The organism is Bowmanella denitrificans (genome assembly GCF_039522935.1).
GTDB lineage: Bacteria > Pseudomonadota > Gammaproteobacteria > Enterobacterales > Alteromonadaceae > Bowmanella > Bowmanella denitrificans.
Genome location: NZ_BAAAEI010000010.1, coordinates 119,977 through 146,800, shown reverse-complemented (window position 1 = coordinate 146,800; position 26,824 = coordinate 119,977). Strand labels below are relative to the sequence as shown.

General features: G+C 48.4%; 22 protein-coding genes and 1 pseudogene. 6 read left to right on the top strand and 17 right to left on the bottom strand.

From position 1 onward, the window contains the following. The first annotated feature begins 56 nt into the window (after positions 1–56). Positions 57–1,496: an aminotransferase-like domain-containing protein gene (locus ABD028_RS10185; protein WP_343844667.1), complete on the top strand. Its 1,440-nt coding sequence runs from the start codon at positions 57–59 to the stop codon at positions 1,494–1,496. Positions 1,497–1,661: 165 nt separating this feature from the next. On the opposite strand, the gene ABD028_RS10180 is transcribed toward ABD028_RS10185, so the two are convergent. After that, positions 1,662–2,711, bottom strand: a complete 1,050-nt coding sequence (locus tag ABD028_RS10180; RefSeq protein WP_343844666.1) for a serine hydrolase domain-containing protein — start codon at positions 2,709–2,711, stop codon at positions 1,662–1,664. A gap of 704 nt (positions 2,712–3,415) precedes the next feature. Here ABD028_RS10180 and ABD028_RS10175 point away from each other — a divergent pair. Further along, positions 3,416–3,499 (top strand): annotated as a pseudogene (locus tag ABD028_RS10175) (GNAT family N-acetyltransferase); the annotation flags it as partial. Positions 3,500–3,702: 203 nt separating this feature from the next. Here the strand turns inward: ABD028_RS10175 and ABD028_RS10170 are convergent. The 10 genes from ABD028_RS10170 to zapE form a co-directional block, all read right to left on the bottom strand. Further along, positions 3,703–4,053, bottom strand: coding sequence for a hypothetical protein (locus ABD028_RS10170; RefSeq protein WP_343844665.1), 351 nt, complete (start codon positions 4,051–4,053; stop codon positions 3,703–3,705). A gap of 2 nt (positions 4,054–4,055) precedes the next feature. Then, positions 4,056–5,081, bottom strand: a complete 1,026-nt coding sequence (locus ABD028_RS10165; RefSeq protein ID WP_343844663.1) for a hypothetical protein — start codon at positions 5,079–5,081, stop codon at positions 4,056–4,058. Positions 5,082–5,638: 557 nt separating this feature from the next. Further along, entirely contained in the window at positions 5,639–6,025 is a 387-nt protein-coding gene (locus tag ABD028_RS10160; RefSeq protein ID WP_343844661.1) for a hypothetical protein, read from the bottom strand. Positions 6,026–6,127: 102 nt separating this feature from the next. Further along, positions 6,128–6,520, bottom strand: coding sequence for a hypothetical protein (locus ABD028_RS10155; protein ID WP_343844659.1), 393 nt, complete (start codon positions 6,518–6,520; stop codon positions 6,128–6,130). 1,012 nt (positions 6,521–7,532) lie between these two features. Continuing rightward, complete coding sequence (locus ABD028_RS10150; RefSeq protein WP_343844658.1) at positions 7,533–8,555, bottom strand: DUF2971 domain-containing protein; 1,023 nt, start codon at positions 8,553–8,555, stop codon at positions 7,533–7,535. Positions 8,556–8,652: 97 nt separating this feature from the next. After that, positions 8,653–9,051, bottom strand: coding sequence for a GNAT family N-acetyltransferase (locus ABD028_RS10145; protein ID WP_343844656.1), 399 nt, complete (start codon positions 9,049–9,051; stop codon positions 8,653–8,655). Positions 9,052–9,176: 125 nt separating this feature from the next. Further along, entirely contained in the window at positions 9,177–9,695 is a 519-nt protein-coding gene (locus ABD028_RS10140) for a hypothetical protein (protein ID WP_343844654.1), read from the bottom strand. Positions 9,696–9,793: 98 nt separating this feature from the next. Continuing rightward, positions 9,794–10,066 (bottom strand): hypothetical protein, encoded by a 273-nt coding sequence (locus tag ABD028_RS10135; protein ID WP_343844652.1) that lies wholly within the window; start codon positions 10,064–10,066, stop codon positions 9,794–9,796. A 785-nt stretch (positions 10,067–10,851) separates the two neighbouring features. Then, positions 10,852–11,514, bottom strand: a complete 663-nt coding sequence (locus ABD028_RS10130; RefSeq protein ID WP_343844650.1) for a glutathione S-transferase family protein — start codon at positions 11,512–11,514, stop codon at positions 10,852–10,854. A gap of 55 nt (positions 11,515–11,569) precedes the next feature. Next, entirely contained in the window at positions 11,570–12,706 is a 1,137-nt protein-coding gene (gene zapE / locus ABD028_RS10125) for a cell division protein ZapE (RefSeq protein WP_343844648.1), read from the bottom strand. 79 nt (positions 12,707–12,785) lie between these two features. Between zapE and ABD028_RS10120 the strand changes: the two genes are divergently transcribed. Then, a complete protein-coding gene (locus tag ABD028_RS10120; RefSeq protein WP_343844646.1) occupies positions 12,786–13,124 on the top strand; it encodes a DUF805 domain-containing protein in 339 nt (112 codons plus the stop codon). Positions 13,125–13,198: 74 nt separating this feature from the next. Here ABD028_RS10120 and ABD028_RS10115 read toward each other — a convergent pair whose 3' ends face one another. Then, positions 13,199–15,379 carry a M3 family metallopeptidase gene (locus ABD028_RS10115; protein WP_343844644.1) on the bottom strand — a complete coding sequence of 727 codons (2,181 nt, stop codon included), beginning with the start codon at positions 15,377–15,379 and terminating at the stop codon, positions 13,199–13,201. 303 nt (positions 15,380–15,682) lie between these two features. On the opposite strand from ABD028_RS10115, the gene ABD028_RS10110 reads away from it, so the two are divergent. The 3 genes from ABD028_RS10110 (at position 15,683) to ABD028_RS10100 (ending at position 19,284) form a co-directional block, all read left to right on the top strand. Then, positions 15,683–17,605, top strand: coding sequence for a PrkA family serine protein kinase (locus ABD028_RS10110; protein ID WP_102795523.1), 1,923 nt, complete (start codon positions 15,683–15,685; stop codon positions 17,603–17,605). Positions 17,606–17,621: 16 nt separating this feature from the next. After that, complete coding sequence (locus ABD028_RS10105) at positions 17,622–18,890, top strand: YeaH/YhbH family protein (protein WP_102795524.1); 1,269 nt, start codon at positions 17,622–17,624, stop codon at positions 18,888–18,890. Between the two features lie 127 nt (positions 18,891–19,017). Continuing rightward, entirely contained in the window at positions 19,018–19,284 is a 267-nt protein-coding gene (locus ABD028_RS10100; protein ID WP_102795525.1) for a putative periplasmic lipoprotein, read from the top strand. A 63-nt stretch (positions 19,285–19,347) separates the two neighbouring features. Here the strand turns inward: ABD028_RS10100 and ABD028_RS10095 are convergent, their stop codons facing one another. The 5 genes from ABD028_RS10095 to ABD028_RS10075 all read right to left on the bottom strand — a co-directional run bounded on the left by ABD028_RS10095 (position 19,348) and on the right by ABD028_RS10075 (position 26,653). Then, the gene (locus ABD028_RS10095) at positions 19,348–19,917 is read right to left on the bottom strand and encodes a YkvA family protein (RefSeq protein WP_343844642.1); all 570 of its coding nucleotides are present in this window, start codon (positions 19,915–19,917) and stop codon (positions 19,348–19,350) included. A gap of 129 nt (positions 19,918–20,046) precedes the next feature. Further along, positions 20,047–21,627 (bottom strand): bifunctional UDP-sugar hydrolase/5'-nucleotidase UshA, encoded by a 1,581-nt coding sequence (ushA, locus tag ABD028_RS10090; RefSeq protein ID WP_343844640.1) that lies wholly within the window; start codon positions 21,625–21,627, stop codon positions 20,047–20,049. Between the two features lie 139 nt (positions 21,628–21,766). After that, complete coding sequence (locus tag ABD028_RS10085; RefSeq protein WP_343844638.1) at positions 21,767–23,845, bottom strand: M13 family metallopeptidase; 2,079 nt, start codon at positions 23,843–23,845, stop codon at positions 21,767–21,769. 92 nt (positions 23,846–23,937) lie between these two features. Next, positions 23,938–25,674 (bottom strand): DUF4153 domain-containing protein, encoded by a 1,737-nt coding sequence (locus tag ABD028_RS10080; protein WP_343844636.1) that lies wholly within the window; start codon positions 25,672–25,674, stop codon positions 23,938–23,940. Between the two features lie 64 nt (positions 25,675–25,738). Beyond that, positions 25,739–26,653, bottom strand: coding sequence for a pirin family protein (locus ABD028_RS10075; RefSeq protein ID WP_343844634.1), 915 nt, complete (start codon positions 26,651–26,653; stop codon positions 25,739–25,741). Positions 26,654–26,824: the final 171 nt, after the last annotated feature.

Sequence of the window (26,824 nt, the reverse complement as noted above, 5' to 3'; positions counted from 1 at the left end):
TAGACCCTATCTGTATACTTAACATATACAGTTTTTTAAAAAAGCGACCTATACAGATGGAATTTTCTGCCGGCCAGCCATCGGAGCGTTTTCTCTATCATCAGGTGGTTGACCTGATTAGCGATATGCAGCAAAAAGGCACCTTGCGCCCAGGCGATCGCATTCCATCGCTGCGGCAATTAGCCGAGCGGCTGGATATCAGTGTGCCCACGGTTAAACAGGGTTACCTTGAGTTAGAACGATTGGGTTTGGTGGAAGCCAGACCTAAATCCGGCTACTTCCTGCGTGCCAGTCAGGCCAGAATGAATACCCCCCGCAAACCCAGACAGTCGACTCGGGCGGTGCCTGTTGGCCGTCAGGAAATGATTGAGCAGGTACATGCCAATGTGCACCAGCACAACGCCCTGCCCCTGGCTATTTGTAATCCCGTTTCTGCCCTGCCCCCGCATAAAGCCCTGGCGCGCAATATGCGCAGGGTTATTTCACTGGCCAATGAACAGGCGCTTGGCTATGGCCCACTTAACGGTTTTCTGCCGCTGCGCCGCCAGTTGGCGTTTCGTTATCTGGATTTAGGCGTGCAGGCCGACCCGGAACAACTGGTGATCACCAATGGAGCCCAGGAGGCCCTGACCATAGCCCTGCTGCTGTTGGCCAAACCCGGTGATGTGATAGCGGTGGAATCCCCCTGCTATTTCGGCATTCTGGAACTGATTGAAAGCCTCGGCATGCTGGTATACGAAATTCCCATCTGTCCCGATGACGGTTTATGCGTTGACGATGTTAAACGTGCCATAAACACTCAGCCCATCAAGGCCTGTATTTTCTCCACCAGCATCACCAATCCCCTCGGTGCTATGCTGACTGAAACCAACAAGCAAGCCATTGTGGCATTGCTGGAATCCAGAGATATTGGCCTGATTGAAGATGATGTTTACGGCGATCTGTACTTTGGTGAACGCCGTGGCCTGCCGGCCCAGATTTACGCTAAAAAAGGGCTGGTGATCACCTGCTCGTCTTTTTCCAAAACCGCGGCCCCCAGCCATCGTATCGGCTGGCTGCTGAGCCCCCGTTTTGCCGCGCAGGCAGCAAGATTAAAACGCGCGCTTTCCTGCACATCATCACTGCTTAACCAATGGACCTTGTCTGAATATATGGCATCGGGCGAGTATGAGCGCTATATCCGGCATCTTCGTGACGTTCTAAAAATCAATATGCAGCGCATGAAAGCCAAAGTGGAATCCGCTTTTCCCAACCAAACCCGGGTCAGCAGCCCCCATGGCGGCGCGGTGCTGTGGCTGGAGCTTGCCCGCAAGGCAGATGGTGCCCAGCTCTTTCAGCATGCCCTGGAGCAAGGCATCAGTATTATGCCCGGCACGTTATTCTCACCCACCGATAAATACCGGCACTGCATCAGACTTAGCTATGGCGTGCCCTGGACCGAGGAGGTTGAACTGGCTATTGAGCGCCTGGGGCGGCTGGCCTGGGAGTATTGGTGAGTTGGCTGTTGACCCCTTAGAGGGATGCCGCATAGAAGATAGTGCCGATAGCGCATAACGTTGACGCGAAAATGACGAAGCAAGGCGCCCTCTTTGCCAGCTTGATTGGTTAGGCGGCGCTACGAGGAGTCTCTAAATCTCTGAACAATTCGGGGCCTTCGTTTCTCACTGTTCCCTGCGCAAGATTCGAACAATACGGCCGTAAACAACATTCGATAACAATTCCATATCTCCACCGGTTGTATTCACAAACTGAATAACCACTGCATCGATATCTTTGTAATAGCGCGCGATGCTATGGTATCCCAGCACCCAGCCTTTATGTTCATACTTGTAAATTGCGGAGTAGATAGCCTGTTCATCATCATTTAGCAATGCCCCATCATTCAAAGCACGCAAGAACACGCCGACATCCTGTGCGGTGGCAACCATTGAACCACCGGGAACAACATAATCCAGCGTCTTCAGATCACCATCGTATTTAGTGTAGTAACCACTGGCTACATCTTCGAGATTTACATCGCTAAGCAGCCCATAAGTATTGGTTAGCCCCAGAGGGGCAATGATCTCACTTTTGATGTACTGTTGGTGGCTGTATCCCAACACCTTGTCCAGAATACTGCCAATCAACAAATAATTGGTATTGGAGTAACGATAGTCGGTGTCAGGTTCAAAATCTGCCGGCTCATCCAGAACCAGCGCCAGATTCTCGCTGATCTCCATCAACGGGTTCCCCCAATCGAATTCCTCTTCGTCGACGTAATTGGGAATACCGCTGCGATGCTGCACCATCATCTTCAGGGTGATCTGATCGGCATATTCAATTCTGCCCACAAGTTCAGGTAGGTAATCTGCCAGCGTGTCATCCAGAAACAAATTTTGTTTATTGACCAACTTGGCAACGGCCGTAGCGATATACAACTTGCTGATGCTGGCAATCTTAAACAAGGCTTGCGGGTCAGCTGGTATCTGCGCCGCCCGATCTTTCCATCCCGCTGCATAAAGAGCGGGTGGCTGATTGGCCTGGTCGACATAAACGATCATGCCATCCAGCCCAGAATCAATAGCATCATCGAGCTGCTCCTGCACCGTATCTGGTAATGGTGTTATCCATGCCCATATTCCCTCCCAAGGTGGGAACATCACGATGCAGATTATCGCCACAATAGGCATGATGATTCTCAGTAATCGAACTACAGGTTTCTTCTTTTGCATTTGCGATTACCTTTGCATGCCGCCTAACGAATGGTATGGATTTCCCTCTTCCCAGCGTTTTGCCACGCTCAACTGACAACTATTGAGGAGAACTGTCCATGTCTGATGTCAACTATATATGGCATTGATTTAGCCAAACGGAGTTTTAGTATCCATGGTGGAGACTGTCGTGGCAAGGCAGAGATTGCTTAACTTCCCAGTTGGATATGACACGCGTTCCCTCGCGCGCCAGTCCCATTTCTTTACTTCGCGGTAAAGAAACGAGACGCAAAGAAAGCGCGCCCGCAGGATTCCCAACAACGTCAGTCCAGGGCACTACTAAAAGGCGGTCGTGAAAACGACGTTCCAGACGCGTCTTCCACTCAATTGGCTCCCAGCAAATTGCCCACCTTTTAGCAGCGCCCTGAACCGACCGGGAATTTTTAAGCGGGACCAAAGCGGCTCGGGCCGCTTGGGGCAAAGCCGCTTTGAACTATTGCCAGTATCAATGAACCTGACCCCTTTGATCGCTGCCACGCTTAACTGGCAACTATTGAGGAGAACCATCCATGTCTGATGTCAACTATATATGGCATTGATTTAGCCAAACTGAGTTTTAGTATCCATGGTGGAGGCTTTAGTAGCAAGGATCAGGAAAATTGGCTTGCTTGTCTTATTGGTTGTTTCTGCACTTCTGGCCTGTGTGCCAAAATGATACAACAATTGAACGCTATGGATTCCAGGCCTTCCAGGATACAAAGAACAAACTTTTTATCACCATGGCTGATGTTAGAGCCAGCCTGGGTTAGTTAGCTGCTAGTGTCTAACTAACGCCCCACACCAACTATGAAACCTCAGCTACATCAAAGCGATTTGGGCTTCTTAGAGTGATTAGACTTGAGTCAGAAAGTGAACATTTAGAGAGCAATGTCACTGACACCGTTGCTCCTATTGCTCCCATTAATCCTTGGGTCGCTGGCTGGGAAGTACTGGTGAGTTGGCTGTTGGCAGATCAAACAAACTCAGAGGCTATTGTCAGTAGGAAAAACAATGCAAAGGACAAATGCATTACGATTGAAATTTTTCTATCTATTGGCCTAGCATACTTTCTTACGGTTTCCCCATCGGCTAATGGTGTTTTAGCGTGGCTTTTCCATACAATGGCTGAAGCATAAATTATAATTCTGGCCCCGATACCTTTATCCCATTCGGGTGGTTTCTTGCCCTCTTCAGCCATCTTACTTTCAATATATTTTAGTGTGATATTGGTAAACAAGAGTACTGAGATAAAAGAAACAAATGCAAAAGAAAATGCAATCAACAATAAGATCATTTCTGTACTGGCAAACAGCGAATTATCCATAGCTAGAATATTCCTGTCTCACGTAATCTCCAATCATATATCGCACCACTCAGGCTCTTAGCTTTTGCATCAAAAAATTTGGAAGCCAGGTATCCAGCACTGATGCCTATCAATAAAACAGCTATCCAACCTACAGGAGTGAAGGCGAGAAGCAGCGTCAATTGGTTAGTCACATAAGTACCAACCACGATACCGGTAAACGCCCCAAAACCAAACCCAGTCAACTCAGTCGCCAACCTTCTATGCCAGTCATTGCCACGCTGATAATCCTGATAGACAGCCCTGCCTCGCTGAAACGCGTCCAGGCCAATTAGCGTTTTCCCGGCAATTCTGGCTGATTGTTCAAACAGGCGAATCTTATTAAACTGTGCCGAAGTCGCCAGGCGGATGGGCTTGTCGGTTCTAGCGCTATGGGCCAGATGGATCGCACGCTGGGGGCTGGACCAGATAGTGCCTCTGGGGCTGGCTTGCTGCACTTTCATATAGCGCTCCAGCTCTGCCCGGAATTTCTCGTTCATATAAATAAAATGCTGCTTAGCCAATTGCTCCAACGCATGCACCTGATGTCGGGGTAAACCGCTTTTTACCGCTTCGCGAACCCGCAGTAAGGCATTTTGATATTTTGTCGCGGCTTGCACAAACTTGCCGCTTCGGGTTTCGATAGCAGTGGCTGCTGCGCCGCTAAACCCCGTGGCTTCATTGGCCAATATCGGCTGTAATTGCTCCTGATAAAATTCCGCCATGGCCAGCATAGCTTCTGAACCCAGCAGATTGTTTAACTCGCCGATATGCCGTTTTTCTTCCATGCTAAGCAATTGCAGTTGATTAACCACTTGCTGCTGGTCGGCGGGGACAGGTTCAAAATAAGGTAAAGAATAATCCGGGCGCCTGAGGTAAGCAGTACCTGGGGTCAAGGTTTGCCCTTTAAGATGCGGGTTATCAGCCTGAAACTGATGACGTACCTGCTCGTCTTGACACTCAGTAAACTCAAGCTGTTCGTTATAGCAAATGCGGATCTCCAGCGGCATTGTTACCCTCCATGATAGCTATTTGTGTCAGTACATTCCTATGCTGCTAAATAGACAGTAGCCTAAATATCGCAAAGCTCAAATTAATAAGGCCACCAGATATGCGCTGCGGTCCAATGATAATGCCAGTCCCATTTACAACAAGCGTCCTGCCTGTTGCTCTGCGGGCCAGCTAACTCTATTTAATCTTATTCCCGTCATCACCACAAAGGGCGCGAAGTGCACGAAGGACAATAGAGATTGTCCACTCTTCGTGTTCTTCGTGCCCTTTGTGGTAGAAAAAGAATGACTTGAGAAAACCGGGGTTGGCTTTTGGTATCAGGCACGCAACAATAAACTTCTGCATCTGAGCGAAGCCATCCGAGACAAGCTTTTTACTCAATTGGCTCCCAGCAAATTGCCCACCTTTAAACAGCGCCCTGCACCGACCGGGAATTTTTAGCGGGACCAAAGCGGCTTGGGCCGCTTGGGGGCAAAGCTTTGGCTCAGTGACCCATTATCGATTCTTCAACAACATTGCCCCCTTTATCATATTGGCCTGGGGACACAGTCACTTGTTATTTGCCAGCTTTTACAAGAACCGCTTGCCCAGGAGCGTAATGCTCACCTCTTGGCGGTTCAGTAATATCCCATTTTAATTTACCATTCATAATTTTTAATTTGGCCTTGCCCGATGCGTTGCTGTAGTGAGTTTTAAACGTAATATCTTCGCCCAATAATTGCGTGGTGAAATACGTTTTGTATTTCGTTGCACAATCAATACGGCGCCCGCTCAAACCGATTGCACAATATGAAGCTCGATATCCGTCTTCAGTTTGTTCGAGAGTAATTGAAAAGGTGTGCTTATCGCTGTTGTTGTCCCATATCCACAATCCGTTTAAATCTTCTGAAGCAAACGAATTTACGGAAAACACAGCAATTAATAGAGTAGAAAAAAAATTCATCCTAACCTCAAATACCAACTTTGTATAACGCCACTGTAAACGACTTAAGTTCTGTCCAGTGGAGCGAAGCAGAACGATGTTTGACCGCTTTGTTACAGCCGTTTATTTTTTCTCAAAAACAACTGATATACCGTACGCTTGACTTACAAGTGTACGAATATGGTTACTTTGTAATTTGCACCCAATATTTAACTGTGTGTCATTTTTCCAAGATAAGGTAGGCTCATTTTCACAGTAACCTGCAAATACAACATAACCGTTTATTGGATTCATAGCACCAATACTTTCATTCAGAAATATGTATGTGCCGTATGGTGCATGCCGATTTCCGTCAGACCCGTAGCTATAGCTAGCTGCATAAAACTGGCTATTTGGTGAGTCAATGGCATTCAGAGGCTTCCAATAAATATTGGTGCCATAGAAATAAATGGCCCCGCCAGCCAAAACGCAAAACAGCAATAAAAACAGAAATGAATAAATAAGCTTCTTGCCCACGCACGAATTCCTTGCTTGCTATAACGAATGATATGGACTCCCCCTTCCTGGGGTTCTGCCACGCTTAACTGGCAACTATTGAGGAGAACTGTCCATGTCTGATGTCAACTATATATGGCATTGATTTAGCCAAACAGAGTTTTAGTATCCATGGTGGAGACTGTCGTGGCAAGGTTTGAATATCATGACCTCAATGTCTTATATGGCGGGCCAGCCCCATTTACAACAAGTGTCCTGCCTGTTGCCCTGCGTGCCAGCTAAAGCTGTTTAATCTGGTTCCATACCAGACTTTTTCTCAAAATATTCTTCACCACGAAGGGCGCGAAGTGCACGAAGGACAATAGAGATTGTCCACTCTTCGTGTTCTTCGTGCCCTTTGTGGTAGAAAAAGAATGACTTGAGAAAACCGGGGTTGGCTTTTTGGTATCAGGCTCGGAACAATAAACTTCTGAATCTGAGCGAAGCCATCCAAGACAAGCTTTCCACTCAATTGGCTCCCAGCAAATTGCCCACCTTTTAGCAGCACCCTGCACCGACCGGGAATTTTTTAGCGGGACCAAAGCGGCTCGGGCCGCTTGGGGCAAAGCCGCTTTGAACTATTGCCAGTATCAATGAACCTGACCCCTTTGATCTGACCCCTTTGATCATGACCCCTTTGATCCAACGCATTCGGATCAGGCCGCGGAATGTGGCACAACCTACGACGGCGTTATGATGGCAGTAATCTGACAGTTATTGATCCACGAACATAGACTGATGAGAAGGTGCTACGGCGGAACGAGTAAGGTCAGCTCTGCTTATTCATCGAATAAGTAACCTACGGATACCAGCATGACAACCGACGACATTACTGCCTCATCCAGTGCGTTAGCTCAATTTAATTGGGTAAAAAAAGAAACTGATTATGGGCTGAAAGAGTGCCAGGGATAGACTCGCTCAGTGTTGACAAAGGGAGTCATACCAACGCCAAAAGCAGCGGTGCGAAGCATCCGACTGCCTTTTTTTGTTATGTTTATTCAAACTCGCTATTCTTTTGAAAAAATAGTTCGTTGTTCCAGTTTGTTATTTCAACATTATCCTGACAATCAATTTCAACCCTTGCCAATTTATCTTTCAAGAACAAAGCTTCTTTGCCTGACATAGAGAAATTATTCAGTAGTCCAGTCGTCTTTTTCTTCAGGTCAAAAATACAGGCTATTTGATTATCACTTTCTAAGTTCCAAGATCCATTTGCCATTCTTAAAGAATATATCTTCCACTTTTCTGTTTCCGCCTTATTCGAAATTGTAGCGTCAATATCGGTGGATACTTCACTTTTACGTTGTACCAGAGGATTTCTAACTCCTAAATACACCTCTTTAATATCAACTTTATGGTTATAGATTTTCAAACCAGGTACTTGCTCTAATCCCATCGATGGGGCAACTCTCTTGCTGATGGTACTCCAGCACCTCATAGGATCTGAATAATAGTCATCTGTTGTTTCAAACATAGAAAGGAAGGATTTAACCACCCTTACTTCTTCTTCATAGACCCAACTCGCATGTTTGGTTAGAAATATTTTCCTAGCTAAATTTTCAAATTCAGACTTATTTAAATCATCATGACCTAGTCCCTGGGATGCAAGATACACCTTATGAAGTAGATCTCTTGATCGAGGGGTGAGATTGTGAATAGTCTTGGTGTTTGTATATACGACATCTCCACGTTCCACAGGTATCAGATTGTATTCATCACTTGTTAGGAAAGGAGTATTTACATCATAGCCAATTACAAAACCAGTATGATTTTCTCCATAATGAGCCCACATTAAAGGATTACATGGGCTTCTTGTTAACGATAGAATTGCTACCGATTTTTTTAATTCGTTTAATTTGTTTTCCAAATCAGTGAGCTTAACGCCTGGCCCCTGCGCATTGTCTAAGAATGAAAGCTCAAAAGGATCATTAAAAGATATTGGTTCTCGAAATCCAAGTTGAGAACTCTTCAATGCTGATAGCCCAGCAGAAAATCCGTAGTATTTGTAAAGTATCAATTATCCATCCTCAGAACCAACGCCCCGCTAAACGGCGAGCGGTAGCGAGGTTTCCCACCATCACGCGCTTGTCGCGTGCATGGCATTGTTAGCCTACCTAAATTGTGACAATGCACTTGTTTTGCTCGGGAAACATTTGATACCGGTAGTCGGAGATAATTTCATTCCAAAATAAACCCGAGTCTCCGACTGCCTCAATTCCAATCTCTTTAATTCCTTGCTCCCGTAACAATGAAACAGCATGATTGAACAAGGCTCTCCCGACTCCCTTGCGACGGTGCGCTTTGGGCACATAAAGTTTGTAAACCTCCGCCATCTCATCGCCTACAGAAAGCGATAAGATCCCTGCATTTTCTCCAGACTCAACCGCTAACAGATAGCTTGGATTCAAAGAGCACCAAATATCTACGATGCCCAAACCTTGCTCAAAAGAAAGCTGTTCTTGTACTTTATTAAGCTCTCTGACTGGCGGGTTTTCAATAATTTTTATATTCATTTTCGGTGCCTTCATGTACGGCTAACGCCCAACTATGGGGCTGAAAAAGCTTGGCTAAAATGTGTAGCGAAGCGGAACTGAGCCAAGCTTTTTCTGTCCCACATGAGTTGTTTGTTAGGCAACATTTACACCTTATACAGATTGCGAATATGCACACCTAAATTCTCCATAAGCTTAGACAAGATTTGAGTTGCCTCGCTTATAGCGTAGCTACTTTCACTTTCAGAAGTAGCCAAGCTAACTTTAGTTAAAAGATTGCGACAATTATCAATATCCGCTCTCAATGTATCATCTTCAACTCGTTCAGTAAGAATTGAAAGCTTTTGGTTAGATTCTCTGATACTTACGTCTAAGTCTTCGGGAATTAGCGGCCTTTTATTTGGAGCAGGGTTTTGTCTGTAATAAGCAATATCCGAAAGATGAACTCGAAAAAAAAGCCTCATATTTGAGGACAGTTCATCTTGAAGCAGCATTAAATTGTTACACTGAAACTCTTTGTGACGCTCCTCTTTTTTGGCTAAATCTAGTTTTTTCTGCAATGAATGGGTATTTTTAGTATTTAAAACTGTAGTCACAATACTGGCAGATGCTCCAACTAATGCACCAACTATTGTTCCAATAAATCCCCACGTCAGTTGTTCCATTTTTCACCTATGCTTCCGATGTTGCCTAACGCTTTAAACAGCGGAAAACGCGAGCGCAGTGAGTGGTTTTCCGATGGTTTAACTTGTTAGGTGTTACTTTACGCAAAACGTTTAGCCCACTTTCTAAAAAGAGAATATACAAATATCCACCACACAAAATGTACTAAATATACAAATGGCAATGTAACAAAATCAGGGATTAAGCCGCCAGTGAATTCCGAAAACTTGACCGCAGCGAAAACTGGCAAGTTAAGAACAACTGTAGCAATTACCGTATTTTCATTTGTGGAGTAATATCCCCATGAACTCGCTGCGCCCAACAAAAGCATCAATATTCCAAGGATAAAACCACCCAGCATGTAAGTACGCATTGTCCGAATCATTCCGTGACACCTAACAGCTTATTATATTGAAGTCGCAATAATGTTCGCATCTGCATCGGTAACATTGCCCTGCCATCTTCACAGTAATCCCTTATTTTCAAGTAGTTAACTCAATATTTCGCAACTTCATGCTTGGTACATTTGCGGGGAAAGTAAGAATGCAGTGTAAGCGAGGTCTCAGTAAACACGCAACATTTTCACCTTCTTCAAGCTTTACAAAGGGTTGGGTGTCTGGCGCTTGGGAAAAGTGAGCGCACATTCTCGATAAACTTCGTCAAAACAGGCTGATTCTAACACTATCTATTACACCTGTATCGATACACATGGTTTTTCAGTTTGCGATACTTCTTCGCCGCAGAGACATCCAAATAGCCCAGGCTCTTCTCTGTGACTTTGTGGTGAAAAATTCTTTCCAAAAAATCAAAAATAACCACAGAGGCACAAAGAACACAGAGTATTGGAAAGCACTACTGGGAACTTAGCGTCACAGCGAGAACCTTTTCGTGTCGTTCGTGTTTTTCATGGTGATATAGCTTTTAAATGCACTTTGACCACGAACCACACGAAAAAACACAAAACCTCTCACCAAAGAGACATCCAAATAGCCCAAGCTCTTCTCCGTGCCCTCTGTGCCTCTGTGGTGAAAAATTCTTTCCAAAAAAATCGTAAATAACCACAGAGGCACGAAGAACACAGAGTATTGGAAAGCATTACTGGGAACTTAGCGTCACAGCGAGAAATCTTTTCGTGTCGTTCGTGGTAAACATCAAGCCTCAGGCGTATTGATATTCCCCACTCTTTTCCAGTGCACGCTGATAAGCCGGACGGGCATGGATGCGTTTAACATAAGCGCGGATATTAGGATGTTTGTCCGTTACCAGGCCACGGGCCAGTGAGGCTTCCAATGGAAAGCTCATCTGCACGTCGGCGCCACTTGGCTTGTCACCCAGCAACCAGTCCTTACCAGCCAGTTGCCCTTCCACAAAGGCCAGATTATTGGTCAGATTCGGCCCGACAAAGGCACGATTAACCTTAGCAACGATGCCTGAGGCAATAGGTTTGATCAGCCAGGGCGCATTAGCTTTAATCTTATCCAGTACCAGTTTCAGCAGCATCGGCGGCATCAGGCTGCCTTCGGCAAAGTGCAGCCAGTAGTGATAATGACGATACTCGTCCGTGTCGCCAGGCGGTATCCACTCCGGGCCGTATTGTTCACACAAATACTGAATAATGGCACCGGATTCAGCCAGTACCAGCTCACCATCCGTGATCACCGGGGATTTGCCCAAAGGGTGAACCGCTTTTAATGCCGCCGGGGCCAGCATAGTTTTGCTGTCGCGCTGGTAGGTTTTGATCTGGTAGGGTAACGCCAGCTCCTCCAGTAACCATAAAATGCGCTGGGAGCGGCTGTTGTTCAGATGATGCAACGTTAACATGAATAATACCTTGGATTTTTTCTAAACGCTGTGTACGTAAAGCAAGCTGATTGGATCATATTCTCTGCCACTTACCCTGCTGATACTGTAAAGACCCCATCTCGGCCAGTCGGCTTTTCAACCGCTCAAATTCAAATAATAAGGTGCCATTGGTATACAGGCTATCCAGCGCGACACTGGCCGAGATCACGACCCGGGTACCGCTGCTGTAGCACTGGTCTATCAGCGCAATAAAGCGCCGCGTCGCATCGTCCATCTGCCCAAGCGTGACCTGCCGTTCACCGGTCGGGCCTGAGCCGGCGACGCTGTCCTCTGTGCCCCTGGCTTTAATCTGTTCCTGCGGCGCTGCCGACAGCTCGGGCACATTCAACACCAGCACGGTGCTGAACTGTTGTGCCAGGGCAATATAGTCCAGATGACTGCGCGGGCCTTCACATAACGCAGCAAAGTGAAAGGCGATACACTGTTGCTGCCGCCCCACACAATTCAGCACCCGGCCATTAACTTCCACCGTACAAGGCACAAAATCGCCCAGATACTTTTGCAGCAACTGCCGGTTTAATGCTGCCATTGGCTTTGGCCCTTGCGCAACAAAATAGCAAGGCGCCTGAGTTAGACTACGCAGCCGATAGTCTGTGTCACCGCTGAGCTCTATTACCTCACAATAGTGTTCAATATCGGCAATGGCTGGCAGAAAACGCTGTCGTTGCAGGCCGTTGCGATACAGTTGCGCTGGTGCACAATTACTGGTTGCCACCAGCATCAGCCCGGCTCTGAACAGATGGCCAAATAAGGTGCCCAGCAGCATGGCATCCCCAATATCCGAGACGAAAAACTCATCAAAGCAAATGACTTTGCATTGTTTGGCCAACTGTCTGGCGACATGTAGCAGCGGATCGCTTTTACCGGTCAATGGGATCAGTTGCTGATGCAGGTCCTGCATAAATTCATGAAAATGCTGACGCCGAACCAGCTCCGTTGGCAACTGGCGTGCAAAGGCATCCATCAGCATGGTTTTACCGCGCCCCACCTTACCCCAGATATACAGGCCTTGGGCTGTTGCCCGTTGATGGGTGACAATATCCCTGGCTAACTCGGTTAGCTTGTTGTGCACCTGCAGTTGGCTGGCATCCAGCTGTATGGCCGGGTCAAGTCTGCCAGCCAATCCAAACTTATTAATTGATATACCCACCCTGGAATTGTTCCTTTCAGCCAAATTTGTTATAAAATCAACACCTTAAATACGGAAATCATATGCAGTGGTTTAATATATGCAGTGGTATAAAAAGTTCTTCAGTGACTACTTCACCTTTTCAACCCGCTCAAGACGTGAAGAATACTGGATGGTATTTCTTATCAACTTTGTTGTCTCTTTGGTTCTGAGCCTGCTCGGCGGCATACCTGGTCTTATCTACTCGCTGGTTATTATGATCCCCAGCCTGGCAATTATGGTGCGCCGCCTGCATGACACCGGTAAAAGCGGTTGGTGGGCATTGTTAATGCTTATTCCGCTGTTGGGATTCCTGGTGTTGCTGTTGTTCCTGATTCAGGACAGCCAGCCAGAAGAAAACCAGTGGGGCCCCAACCCCAAAGCCGGTTTAGCCGATTAACGCTTGAAATTCAAAATAGGCTACGCCAGTTAAACATAAGGCCGCTGTTGCGGCCTTATTGCTATCCATCCATGTTACATTTTTACGCTTTTACCTAATGGAAAGCCACGGTCTTGCATTAGCGCTTCCACCTTGGCATCCCGGCCACGAAAATCCCGGTACGCTTCCGCCGGATCCTGAGCATTTCTGATTGAGAACAGGTGCTTAACCAGTTTATCAGCCATCTCTTGGTCGTAAAAACCGCCCGGTGCTTCGGCAAATGCCTGCGCGGCATCCGAGGTCAGCACTTCTGCCCACATATAGCCATAGTAACCGGCAGAATAGCCTTCGCCGGAAAACACATGGCCAAATTGCGGCGTTCGATGCCGCATCACCAGCTCTTTGGGCATGCCCAGCGCATTCAGGGTATCCCGCTCAAAAGCGTCGGCATCAATATTGGTAGGGTCTGTCATATGCAGTTTCAGATCCACTAAGGCTGAAGCCAGATACTCTGTGGTTTTAAACCCTTCGTTAAAGGTGGCGGCTTTTTTAATTTTGCTCACCAATTCGGCAGGAATAGGCTGGCCGGTGCGATGGTGGACCAGATAGTTATTAATGACCTCGTCCGTCAGCAGCCAGCGCTCTAACAATTGTGACTGAAACTCGGTGTAGTCCCTTACCCCGCTGTTCAAGGTAGGATAGGCAACCTTGGACGACAAGGCATGCAGCGCATGGCCGAATTCGTGGAAGAACGTAGTGGCATCGTCCCAGGAAATCAGCACGGCTTCGCCCGGTGCGCCTTTAACAAAATTGGAATTGTTGGAAGACAGCACGGTTTTCGCACCATCAAAACTGGTGTGGCTGCGATAGCTGTTAGCCCAGGCACCACTGCGTTTGCCCTGGCGGGCAAAAGGATCCAGATACCACAATCCTACCAGTTCACCACTGGTTTTGTCCTTCACTTCAAACACTTGCACATCAGGATGGAATACCGGCACACTACCTTGCGGAACGGGCGTAAAGTCGAAGTTAAACAAACGTCCTGCCACATAGAACATGGCCTGGCGCAACTTATCCAGTTGCAGATACTGCTTCACTTCATCTGAGTCCAGATCATATTTAGCTTTACGCACTTTTTCCGCGTAATAACGATAATCCCATGGCTGAATCTTGATGTTAGCCCCTTCAGCATCGGCCACCGCCTGCATATCCTTGACTTCTTCTTTCACCCGGGCAATGGCTGCCGGCCAAACCGCTTGCATCAATTGCATGGCATTTTCCGGCGTTTTGGCCATGCGGTTAGACAATCGCCACTGGGCATAATTGTCATACCCCAGCAATTGCACCCGTTCATGCCGCAATTTAAGAATGTCGGCAATAATGGCGTTATTGTCATAACTGTCGCCGTTATCACCTCGGTTGTAATAGGTACGCCACACCTTCTCGCGCAAGTCACGTTGATCAGAGAAGGTCAGAAATGGATCCATGGATGAGCGGGTATTAGTGATGGCGTATTTACCCGGCTGGCCTCTGTCTTTGGCTGCCTGCGCAGCCGCGTTAACCAGTGATTCAGGTAAGCCACTCAGTTGGGCCTTATCCAGGAATAATACGTAATTTTCCTCGTCCGCCAGGACGTTATTGGCAAACTGGGTATGCAGCTTGGACAATTCCAGATTAATGGCCGCGTAACGCGCCTTTGCCTCATCATCCAGGGTTGCGCCATTACTGGCGAAGCTGTCATAGATCAGGTACGCCAGGCGCTGCTGATCGGGACGTAATGTGCTTAAATCATCACTTTCATACACCGCTTTAATCCGGGCAAATAGCTTGTCGTTTTGCACGATACGGGAATTAAAGGCTGACAGTTTGGGTGCCATGTCTTTTTGGATGGCGCGAAACTCTGGGCTGGACAGGTTGGAACTGAGGATTCCGTAATAGGTAAATACTCTGTCCAGTTCTTTACCGGTGCGCTCATAAGCAACAATGGTATTTTCAAAGCTGGGCGGGGCCGGATTGTTGGCAATCTTGTCAAGCTCTGTTAACTGCGCCGCCATGGCCGTTTCCAGTGCGGGCTTTACCTGAGATAGCTGCATTTTGTCAAATGCCGGCACACCACCATAAGGACCGGACCACTCAGCCAACAACGCATTGGCGGATTGAACTTGTGCTTGCGCAGCACTGACTGACTCTGGCGGTGTTTGCTGGCAAGCCGCCAGGGGGCCAAGTAATGCCGCTGCCACGGCGATTTTAACGATAGGGTAAGAGAATTTTTTCATGTGTTTAGGCTTCTCGCGGCAGGTGAAAAAACGCAGTTTACCCACAGTAGAACAAGAAGCCCATGCCCGTGTCAGTCAGGTCCAGTGTCTTTTGGTTAAAAATTGTTTCCATCGCAGTAAGCCGTCCCTTTAGCGAGTCGGCATTGACGTGCCGCCTGTCAGGACCTCAATACAATTTTTTGCAATGAAATCTGCAAATTGCAACACAGAGGCAGAAAATAGGGTCTAACCTTTAGGTAGGGTCATCAAGTACCTGCTCTTTTCTCAATCGCGTGATTTCAGTTGATTATCCCGGAGGTGGCTATGGGTATTTTCGAGCACTACCAACAACGATATGAAGCTCACAAAGAAGAAGAATACAGTATCAGCGAATTTCTTGACCTGTGTAAGCAGGACAAAACAGCCTATGCGAATGCCGCTGAACGTCTGTTATTGGCCATTGGCGAGCCGGAAATGGTGGATACCTCCCAGGAACCGGCACTTAGCCGTATCTTTTCCAACCGCACCATTGCCAGGTACCCGTCTTTCTCTGACTTTTTCGGCATGGAAGAATCCATCGAGCAGATTGTCTCCTACCTGAAACATTCGGCTCAGGGCCTGGAAGAGAAAAAACAAATACTCTATTTGCTTGGTCCGGTGGGCGGCGGTAAGTCATCGCTGGCCGAGAAACTCAAAGAACTGATGCAAAAAGTACCAGTGTATTGCCTGAAAGGTTCACCGGTGAATGACCATCCCCTGTCATTGTTTAATGTCTCAGAAGACGGCGAGATCCTGGAAAAAGAATACGGCATTCCTAAGCGCTACCTGAAAACCATTATGTCGCCCTGGGCCAGAAAACGCCTGCATGAATTCAATGGCGATATTTCCAAGTTCCGGGTGGTGAAAATGCACCCCTCGGTATTGGATCAAATCGCCGTGGCCAAAACCGAGCCCGGTGATGACAACAATCAGGACATCTCGTCTCTGGTGGGTAAAGTGGATATCCGTAAACTGGAGACCTTTGCCCAGAATGACCCGGACGCTTACAGTTATTCGGGGGCACTGTGCAAGGCCAATCAGGGCCTGATGGAATTTGTGGAAATGTTCAAGGCCCCGATCAAAGTGCTGCATCCTTTGCTTACGGCCACGCAGGAAGGCAACTACAATCCCACCGAAGGCTTCTCTGCCCTGCCCTTCGACGGCATTATTCTGGCGCACTCCAATGAATCAGAGTGGATGAGTTTTCGTAATAACCGCAATAACGAGGCCTTTCTCGACCGGGTGTATATTGTCAAAGTGCCCTATTGCCTGCGGGTCAGCGAAGAGCAGCGCATATATCGCAAACTGATAGAAAGCAGCGAATTAACCGGTGCCCCTTGTGCACCTGGTACGCTGGAAATTCTGTCTCAGTTCAGTGTGCTGTCACGGCTCAAAGAACCTGAGAATTCCAGTATTTACTCCAAAATGCGGGTATATGACGGCGAAAGCCTGAAAGACACCGACCCTAAAGCCAAGTCATATCAGGAATATCGTGACTATGCGGGCGTGGACGAAGGCATGGAAGGTCTGTCTACCCGTTTTGCCTTTAAAATCCTGTCCAAGGTGTTTAACTTCGACGCTCAGGAAGTGGCAGCCAACCCGGTTCATCTGTTTTATGTATTGGAACGCCAGGTCGAGCGGGAGCAATTTCCCCAGGACACCACCGAGCGCTACAAAGAGTTTTTAAAGGGCTACCTGGTACCCAAATATGTGGAGTTTATCGGCAAAGAGATTCAGACCGCTTATCTGGAATCTTATTCAGAATATGGCCAGAACCTGTTCGACCGTTATGTGACTTATGCGGATTTCTGGATCCAGGATCAGGAATACCGGGATCCAGAGACCGGTCAGTTATTTGACCGTGAAGCATTAAATGCCGAACTGGAAAAAATCGAAAAACCTGCGGGTATCAGTAATCCCAAAGACTTCAGAAATGAAATCGTTAACTTTGTGTTGCGTGCCCGAGCCAACAACAAAGGGAAAAACCCGGCCTGGACCAGTTATGAAAAACTGCGCACCGTTATAGAGAAAAAAATGTTCTCTAATACCGAAGATCTGCTGCCGGTGATTTCCTTCAACGCCAAAAGCAGCGCCGAAGATCAGAAAAAACATGACGACTTTGTTAAGCGCATGACGGAAAAAGGCTACACCAAGAAACAGGTAAGGCTGCTGTGTGAATGGTATCTACGCGTGCGTAAGTCATCCTAAAGCGCGAGGTAGTGGTATGGCGCATTTTATTGACCGCAGAGCAAACAGTAAGGGTAAAAGCACTGTCAACCGGCAGCGCTTTATCCGCCGTTACAAGCAACAAATCAAGAAGGCGGTGTCAGATGCGGTGTCCAGACGCAGTGTCACCGATATAGACACCGGGGAAAGTGTTAATATCCCCACCCGGGATATCAAAGAGCCCATATTCCACACCGGCAAAGGTGGCGTTAGGGATATGGTTCACCCTGGTAATGATCAGTTCAGTCAGGGTGACCGTATTCAACGCCCACTGGGCGGACAAGGCGGTGGTGCGGGCAAAGGCAATGCCTCTGACAGTGGCGAAGGGCAGGATGATTTTGTTTTTCAGATATCCAAAGACGAATATCTGGATTTGCTGTTCGAAGACCTGGCCTTGCCCAATCTGAAAAAAAACCAGTTGGACAAATTGGTGGAATACAAAACCTACCGGGCAGGGTTTAAAACCGACGGGGTGCCCAGTAATCTGGATATTGTCCGTTCACTGCGCGGCTCCATGGCCCGGCGAATCGCCCTGACCGGTGGTAAACGCAAGGCACTGCGTGAGCTGGAAGCTGAGCTTCAGGCCCTAAAGAACGACAAACACGACCATGAGCTGGACATTATCGAGCTGGAAAAGCAGATTGCAGAGCTTAAGTCGCGCATTGCCAGAGTGCCGTTTCTGGATACCATTGATCTGCGTTTTCGCAACTTTGAAAAACGCCCCTTGCCCACCAGTAAAGCCGTGATGTTTTGCCTGATGGATGTGTCCGGCTCTATGGACCAGGCCACCAAGGACATGGCTAAGCGATTCTATATTCTGCTCTACCTGTTCTTAACCCGCACTTACAAAAATGTCGACGTGGTCTATATTCGCCACCATACCCAGGCTAAGGAAGTAGACGAACAGGAATTTTTCTATTCACAGGAAACCGGTGGCACTATTGTATCCAGCGCCCTTAAGTTAATGGACGAAATCGTTCAGGCCCGCTATCCAAGGGGAGAATGGAATATCTATGCCGCACAAGCCTCAGATGGAGACAACTGGGCAGACGATTCGCCACAATGTGCAAGCTTACTGGACGAGCGCCTGTTGCCCTTGGTTCGCTACTATGCCTACATCGAAATCACCCAGCGACAGCATCAAAGTTTGTGGCGGGAGTATGAAGCCCTGGCCACCTTGCACGATAACTTTGCCATGAAACATATTCGCTCGGTGGAGGATATATACCCGGTATTTCGCGAGCTGTTTAAAAAGCAGGTTGCATAACGCGCCAGGCCACCCGGTAACATCTTGGTTACATTTGTTTACTTGTTGTTCGTTGCATCTTTGGTGTAGCGTTATACTTGAAGCCAAAGGACTTCAATAATTCACTATAAACAGGGAAACTAAACCTATGAAAAAGCTACTTATTGTCGCTGCTGTGGCACTTGCCATAGGAGGCTGTGCAGGAAACAAGTCAGATGGCCAGGTTGCCGCGAATAATCAGAGTGCCGAACGCGACGATATGATTTGCCGAGCTGAACGCACTACTGGCAGCATGTTAAAGATGAAAAAGTGCAAAACACAGGCACAGATTGATGCAGAGCGGGAAGAAGCCCGCAATACCATGCATACGATTCATTCCAGTATTACCGGTGCTACCGGTACTGACAAACGCTAAGATCAGTTAGCACTTGAAACAAGCCGCCAACCAGGCGGCTTTTTAATTTATGCCCTACGACAATTAGCCGCGGAACGAGAAGAACGAGCGGAATCCCGCCGAGCCACTGCCACTGCGTTTTTCGGAGCGACGACGGCGCATCCATGCATGCAGCTCCTTACGTTTGGCTTCCAGCCAGTCGGCTTTAGTCGTGTGAGCCTGCTCACCACGACGCTCAATTTCATTGTGACGATATACGCAAAACTCTTCGTAGGCCTTCAGGTCGTCAGCCAGCTCACGGGCCACCAACTCAATCATAATGGCGTCATCCAAAAAGCCCAGTACAGGCAATCTGTCATCAATTAAGTCCTCGGCCTTGGCAAAATAAGCCAGTGCACTTAGCACATCCAGCTTCTCTTCTTCGGTCAGATCCCAGTCACTGTCTTCTACCATATTGACCAGCTGTTCGAGCTGCAGCAGACGGCTGGCAACAAACTCTGGAACTTCATCACGCACTTCGGTAGCCAGCTTGCGAGCCGCGGTCAGTACCTCGGTGCGGTCCAGATCACGCACCGCATCCTGCGTTTTTTGCATCATCTGGCGATAATAATCCAGGTCCTGTTCCTGAAGATCAAAGTTAATAGTCAATGCCATGTGGTTGCTCCCTGTTGCTAAATTTGTAGTTAGTATGTCCCGATGCAAGTCGGGTTGTAATGGCAGATTATGGCCATCGCTTTAATACAAGTGCAACAGCAAATTAACCTTTTCATCCAGCAATCAGGCCTAAGGGGCGAAGGTTTGCGCATCCAGCGGACTGTTAAGGGTAATAAACTCACGTAAAACCTCGGCATCCACAAAGCCGGTATCCACATAACCAGGATACTTAAGCAATACGGGGTAACCATCACCACCCGAAGCATTAAAGCTGTTCAGGGCAAGACGATAAAGTCGCTCTAACTGCAAGGGCATACCGGCAATCTCTATCACCCCATCTTTGCCACTGACCTTCACATTATAAAGCTGTGCATAGGCACCTGAATCCGGGGATTTGGCAGCCACATTCAGCAGATATGCTCTCAAAGTTTCGCCCTTCATATCCACATACGCAAGGGTATTGCCGAAGGGCTGTACCTTTAACACTTGTTTATAACTGATGTCTCCACTGGCAATGGAATCACGGATGCCGCCACCACTGATGATTGCCAAATCGGCCCCCACCTTGTGCATTTGCGCTGCACCAATTAACTGGCCAAGGTTGGTCTGCACAAACCTCACTTTATCTCTGTTACCTTCGAACCCCCCATGGGTTTCGCCGATTTTCACCGATAATTTAGCCTGACCTTTTTCCTGATAAGGGCGAAGTAATTGCAGCATCTGGGTATTTTCACTGATAGCCGGTTCAGGCATGCCCTGCAAATTAACCGGTAATAACTGATAACGACGTAAACTGAGTTTGCCCTGCTGGTAAGTAAAGTCGGCCCGGCCTACGTATTTACCCCATTCATGGGCCTGCATAATCCAGGTACCATTTTGCTTGTCTGGCTGGCAGGCCTGTCCTGGTTGGTAATCCGTACGATTGTGGTTGGGTTTTTCCATACACAGCGGCTCCTGCGAATGACCACCGATGACCATGGCCAGGCTTCCTTTGGGTAATGCCCTGGCTAAAGCCACATCACCAGGCGCATTAACGCCACTGTTGGCATCGTCGTAGTGGCCCATATGGGTCACTGCAATGATTAAATCAGGTTGCTCCTTAGTTTGAATCTCGGCCACCAGTTTCGCGGCTTCGGCCTTGGGATCGCGAAACTCCAGTTCACCAATAAAGGCCGGATTGCCTATTTTGGCGGTATCCTCAGTGGTCAGGCCCAGCACGGCAATACGCAGCCCCAAACGCTCAAACATCTGATAGGCCTGATATTTGCGCTTACCGGTGCGCTTGTCATAAATATTGGCAGATAGCATAGGAAAGCCTGCCCACTGACGCTGCTCTTCTATTACCGCCAGGGGATTGTCAAACTCATGATTACCCAAGGCCATGGCGTCATAGCCCAGCATTCGCATGCCCAGAAAATCCGGCTCGGCCTGCTGCAGGTCTGATTCAGGCACACCGGTGTTAATGTCACCGCCAGAAAGCAGCAATAGCTCACCGCCGTTTGCCGCCACTTCCTGCCTGATAGCGTCAATCAGGGTTTTACGCGCCGCCATGCCATATTCGCCCTGCTCATTGCGCCAGAAGCGCCCATGATGGTCATTGGTGTGCAGAATCGTAATCTGCTTAGGTGGATCAATCTGGGGGGCAGCACAGGCAAACAAATAAACTGCAAAAAAAGGCAGCAGAAGCAGGCGAAGACGAGCTAATTGCATGGAATGGGGTATCCAAAAAACAAAAGTATAGATTGTTATTCAGGCAAAAGTGCCGGGTGGAGTCTGATACATCAGTAGCGTCCATCCCTGGACAAAAAGCCGCCAGAGATTGGCGGCTTTGTATGGCTGTCGGGCCAGATTACCAGATACGAACACGCTCTTCTGGCGCCAGATACAACGCATCGCCAGGCTGCACGTTAAAGGCTTTATACCAGGCATCGTGGTTTCTGGGTGCCAGTGCTCTGTAGCGACCAGGCGCATGCGTGCCGGCGCGTAACTGGTTCAACATACTCTGTTCGGTGCGTTTTTCCTTCCACACCTGAGCCCAGGCCAGGAAGAAACGTTGATCACCGGTCAGGCCGTCAATCACCGGGGCCTCTTTGCCATTAAGACTCAGTTTATAAGCATGGTAAGCCATAGAAAGACCACCCACATCGCCTATATTCTCGCCAAGGCTGTTGCGACCATTAACAAAATTGCCTTCGATGGGTTCATATGCACTGTATTGGGCCGCCAGCATATCGGCTTTTTGTTCAAATGCAGTGCGGTCTGCATCTGTCCACCAGTTAGTTTGTACGCCGTGGGCATCAGATTTTGAGCCCTGGTCGTCAAAACCGTGGCCCATTTCATGGCCAATTACCGCACCAATGGCACCATAGTTAACCGCTGGGTCAGCGTTCGGATCAAAGAAAGGAGCCTGCAGGATGGCTGCAGGAAAAACGATTTCGTTAAATGAGCTGTTGTAATAGGCATTCACTTGCTGTGGTGGCATACCCCAACGTTCACGATCTGTTGGCTTCAGTTCGCGTTCAATGTCCTGGGCATTAAAGAACTTGCGCAGGTTGTGCACGTTGCCCAACAAGTCATCCTGGCTGATACTCAGGCCTTCAAAAGACTGCCACTGATCCGGATAGCCGATTTTCGGTCTGAAGGCTTCCAGTTTCGCCAAGGCATTCACCTTAGTCTCTTCGCCCATCCAATCCAGATTTTTAATCCTTTCACCCAAGGCAGTGCGCAGGTTTTTCACCAGTTCAGACATCTGCTGTTTAGAACTTTCCGGGAAGTATTTATCGACATAAACCTTACCAATGGCAAAACCGAGCGATTCAATATCAGACATCTCATCCACCGCCCGCTTCCAGCGCGGACGTGGCTCCTGCTGGCCACTTAAGGTTTTGCCGTAAAAGTTGAAATTGGCCTGGTATATCTCTTCGGCCAGATAACCCGCATTGCCGCTGATGGCATGGTAAGTCAGATAGTCCTTCCAAACCTGCAGAGGCGTATCGTTGATTATCCCGATAACGGCTTTCACCGGCTCGGGGTGGCTGATATTCAGGTTAGGCACCTGTAAGCCGCTGGGCGCAAAATACGCACTCCAGTCAAAATTTGGGTAAAGATCGGAAAGTGCTGCACGTTCCACCTGGTTCAAGGTCAAATCGCGGTCACGTCGCTTTTCACGCGGCCATTGAACTTCAGCAATACGGGTTTCCAAAGCCAGGATCTGGGCAGCCTTGTTTTCGGCATCGTCAACCTTGGCAAACGCCAGCATCTCGGCCATATGAGCCTGATAAGCCTTACGGATATCGGCAAAACGCTGGGAATCTTCCAGATAATAGTCACGATCCGGCAGGCCCAAGCCGCCTACGCCCACACTTACTTCATATTTATCGGGATCCAGACGGTTGTACCATAATCCGGCATAAATGGGCGTGTTGGTGCCAGTCAGCCAGGCGTTACCAAAAGCCTGGGTCAAGGCGCTGACCGAATCAATCGCGGCAATATCCGCTAGCATGGGCTGAATGGGGCTGATTCCCTTGGCATTAATACTGTCGGTATCCATATAGGCACGATAAAAATCTGCAATCAGCTTTTTCTCGCCAGTTAAATTCCCGGCAGTGGCCAGTTCGTCAATGATGGCTTTGACCTGCTCTTCACTTTTGTCAGCCAGGGCAGTAAAAGCGCCGTAACGGGTCTTATCAGCCGGCATCACATAATTGTCGTACCAGGTACCACTGGCATACATAAAAAAGTCATCGCCGGGTTTCACTGATTCATTGCGGGCGCTTAAGTCTACACCGAAGCTCCCCAGCTCCGCTTTACCGGTCTGGCTTTGCTCTGCAACGGCAGGTGCAGCAGCCTGCTGTGACGAAGTATTGTCACCACAAGCACCCAGCACAAAAGTTGAGGCAATCAGGGTTGCCAGAAGAGATTTTTTCATGGTTTCCTCTTTTTATATTCTCGTTATCGGTTGTTTTCGTGTCGTGCAGTCTGACCTTAAGGCAATTCACCAATGGATGCCAGATGCTGCTGTTATTCCGGTGTGCTATACAGTGTCAAGTCCTTAACACGTATCTGCTTCCATCTGGGCAAAATCAACTCAAAGTCTGACGCTTTTATCGCTTCAATCAGATCTTGCCCGGAAGATTGCTGATGACGGTTATGCCAATCAAGAGGCTGTTTCAGCCAAACCCCCTGGTCAAAATAAAACAGCGTAAAGGCCGGCGAATAGTCATTCTCTTCGATTAGCAGGTAATCCTGCTGGCCATCACCATCTAAGTCCAGCGTTTTGAGGTAGTACCCGCTATTTTGCGCTAAACGCCATGTATCAGCTTGCAGATGTGCGACAATGGCCGTCATCAACGCCTCAGGCACTGTGTTTTCCACACCTTTAATCACCTGGCTTAGCTGTACCGCGCTTGGCACTACGGTCTCGTCCTGATGCAACTGGTACAGGGCGTCGATCCGTACTACCACCTCCGGGTGGCTATCAGCGTAGTCGGCCTTAATCTGTTGCAAAGCCTGGTAGCCAGGTCCTGCCAGTTGGTGACGAAAGTAGCTAAAGTCAAAATCGGATATGGTCACTTTACCCTGTTCTAACCTGGCCATTTGGCTGTCAGCAGAGATTTGCAAAAAATTCAGCAACGGCGAATTGACCAGCAACATGGCTAACAGCACTATTTTACCCATCGGGACGTTGACCTTGCATAAGCCGATAAGCCAGTGGTCACGCCTGCGCAGGATCTGCCAGAAATAGCCCAGAGAGAACAAACTCAATAGCAGCCAGATCAAAACCGCCCAGCAGCGGGATACCGACCAACCGTATTGTTCGACACGCAGATACAATCCATAGGCGCTAACCAGACTGTACAGTGGCATCAGCGCCAAGCCTGAATAGATTAGGCGATGCAACCAGCGTGGATACACCGTCGCCTCTGTCTCGGCCTGATAAACACTGTTCACAAAAAACAGCATCAGCGCCAACATCCATAGAATCAGCGTACTGCCGCCTGATTGCCAAAGTGGCTCCAGCCCCGTAAAAGGGAGTGTGACTAAAAACAGCGCACTAACCAGCACCAGCATTACCAGCAGCCACTTCACCAGCAGTTGCTGAATATGCACAATGGTATCAATAATGGTGGATTGACGTCTGAGCAGACTTATCCCCAATCCCAGTGCCATAGCCAGTATGGGATAATAAAACCAGTGGGAAGTGAAAAGCGCTTCGAAGAATTTAATCCCTACCGCATCGAACAGCGCAGCCCATAGCATCAATACCAGCCAGACGCTCAACGTGAATCCGAGGGCCAAACCCAGCGTCAGAAAGTTGCGCCAGGAATGCAAAAACAATGCAGGATACTGCAGATGTCGAAAACTGCCCTGAGCCAGACCTTGCTGCAGATACATTAATGCCTTAAAACTGGCAATCGCCAGGGTAATTGCCAGACCGGGTAACAGCACCTGTTCACCAACATCGGCAATTGGTTGAGCCTGACGCCCCACGTAAAACCCCAACCCAGCCAGAATCAGGCTGTAGGCCCCGGTCCAGGCAAACAGCGGTTTTAAATTGGTATCGTTCAAACCCAGCAGCAACACCAACGGCCCGCCGATCACCACTGCATACAAGGCAAATAGCCAGTCAGGATGGTGGTACGGCCAGATGTCCAATTCGATTGTCTGGTGCAATCCTAACAACGCCAGGCCCTGCAAGAGCGCAATTAAGATCAGTAATTTCGAAGGAATAGCGGTTTGATTCAAGATCTGCTCCATGCACATCACCAGGGATGCCCCTTGATAAGATGGCTGCTATGCTAGCCCAGACCAGCCGTCAATGTCATTCGGGTAATGGAATGAATTCCTGTTCGTCTCCCAGCACCTTGGCAAAACGTTGTTCCTGCCAGTCTTGCATTGCCAGCTGTATCCGCTCTTTTCGGCTGGAAGCGAAGTTCCAGTACATAAAGCGTTCCCCCAAAGGTTCGCCACCAATCATGGCCAGGCGGGTGACAGCAGTGGCGCAGACGTCAATTTTGCAATCGGCTGATAACGATGCCAGATTGTGCTGCGCCACTTTGTTGCCATTCACCTCAACCTCACCGCTGGCAATATAAATGGCCCGCTCCTGTGCCTGGGGTAACTCAAGGCGTTGACCTGGCTGTAAAAACGCTTCCAGATACAGGGTGTCGCAGAAGGTTTTCACCGGTGACACTACGCCATAAGCTCTGCCCATCATGACTCTGACCGATACATCACCAATCTTCAGGCTGGGAATGTCATCCACGCCATAATGATAGAAAGCAGGGGGGATTTCCTCGTACTGAGCGGGAAGCGCATGCCAAAGTTGCAAACCATGCAGGCTATGCGCGGTCTCTCTGACTTCAGGACGCTCACGCTCGGAATGCACAATGCCAGAACCGGCTACCATCAAATTAATATCGCCTGGCTTTATTGCTTGCAGGCTCCCCAGGGAATCCCGATGTAAAATCTCACCTTCAAATAAATAGGTAACCGTTGCCAGATTAATATGCGGGTGGGGACGCACATCAATGCCCTGCCCCGCTGCAAATTGTGCAGGCCCCATATGGTCGAAGAAAATCCAGGGCCCCACAGAGCGCAGTTTGGCCACAGGCAGGCAACGCCGTACAAAAAAGCCACCGATATCTTTATCTTTGGGCGTGACGATCATATCTACGCCCGCGCAGGGCTTTTGCTGATCAAGACATTCGCCATCGGCTTTCATCAGATTTGTCATCGCGGTTCCTGTGCTGAATTGGTTGCTTAGTTATGACCGCTATCGCACGACCTGTAAAGCGCCAAGGGTGATTTTCAACCATCTCACAATCACTTGCAGCCAGCCAGGATGAACTATACTGCAAGCATAACACCACTATTTGTTGCCATATCTGGTACTGCAGGTACATAG

Bases quoted from the DNA above. Each gene is read 5' to 3' on its own strand.
- ushA (WP_343844640.1), bottom strand. From the start codon at position 21,627: ATGCAATTAGCTCGTCTTCGCCTGCTTCTGCTGCCTTTTTTTGCAGTT.
- ABD028_RS10100 (WP_102795525.1), top strand. From the start codon at position 19,018: ATGAAAAAGCTACTTATTGTCGCTGCTGTGGCACTTGCCATAGGAGGC.
- ABD028_RS10110 (WP_102795523.1), top strand. From the start codon at position 15,683: ATGGGTATTTTCGAGCACTACCAACAACGATATGAAGCTCACAAAGAA.
- ABD028_RS10145 (WP_343844656.1), bottom strand. From the start codon at position 9,051: ATGAATATAAAAATTATTGAAAACCCGCCAGTCAGAGAGCTTAATAAA.
- ABD028_RS10075 (WP_343844634.1), bottom strand. From the start codon at position 26,653: ATGACAAATCTGATGAAAGCCGATGGCGAATGTCTTGATCAGCAAAAG.
- ABD028_RS10115 (WP_343844644.1), bottom strand. From the start codon at position 15,379: ATGAAAAAATTCTCTTACCCTATCGTTAAAATCGCCGTGGCAGCGGCA.
- ABD028_RS10170 (WP_343844665.1), bottom strand. From the start codon at position 4,053: ATGGATAATTCGCTGTTTGCCAGTACAGAAATGATCTTATTGTTGATT.
- ABD028_RS10095 (WP_343844642.1), bottom strand. From the start codon at position 19,917: ATGGCATTGACTATTAACTTTGATCTTCAGGAACAGGACCTGGATTAT.
- ABD028_RS10130 (WP_343844650.1), bottom strand. From the start codon at position 11,514: ATGTTAACGTTGCATCATCTGAACAACAGCCGCTCCCAGCGCATTTTA.
- ABD028_RS10085 (WP_343844638.1), bottom strand. From the start codon at position 23,845: ATGAAAAAATCTCTTCTGGCAACCCTGATTGCCTCAACTTTTGTGCTG.
- ABD028_RS10080 (WP_343844636.1), bottom strand. From the start codon at position 25,674: ATGGAGCAGATCTTGAATCAAACCGCTATTCCTTCGAAATTACTGATC.
- ABD028_RS10185 (WP_343844667.1), top strand. From the start codon at position 57: ATGGAATTTTCTGCCGGCCAGCCATCGGAGCGTTTTCTCTATCATCAG.
- ABD028_RS10105 (WP_102795524.1), top strand. From the start codon at position 17,622: ATGGCGCATTTTATTGACCGCAGAGCAAACAGTAAGGGTAAAAGCACT.
- ABD028_RS10120 (WP_343844646.1), top strand. From the start codon at position 12,786: ATGCAGTGGTATAAAAAGTTCTTCAGTGACTACTTCACCTTTTCAACC.
- ABD028_RS10160 (WP_343844661.1), bottom strand. From the start codon at position 6,025: ATGAATTTTTTTTCTACTCTATTAATTGCTGTGTTTTCCGTAAATTCG.
- ABD028_RS10165 (WP_343844663.1), bottom strand. From the start codon at position 5,081: ATGCCGCTGGAGATCCGCATTTGCTATAACGAACAGCTTGAGTTTACT.
- ABD028_RS10135 (WP_343844652.1), bottom strand. From the start codon at position 10,066: ATGCGTACTTACATGCTGGGTGGTTTTATCCTTGGAATATTGATGCTT.
- ABD028_RS10140 (WP_343844654.1), bottom strand. From the start codon at position 9,695: ATGGAACAACTGACGTGGGGATTTATTGGAACAATAGTTGGTGCATTA.
- ABD028_RS10180 (WP_343844666.1), bottom strand. From the start codon at position 2,711: ATGCAAAAGAAGAAACCTGTAGTTCGATTACTGAGAATCATCATGCCT.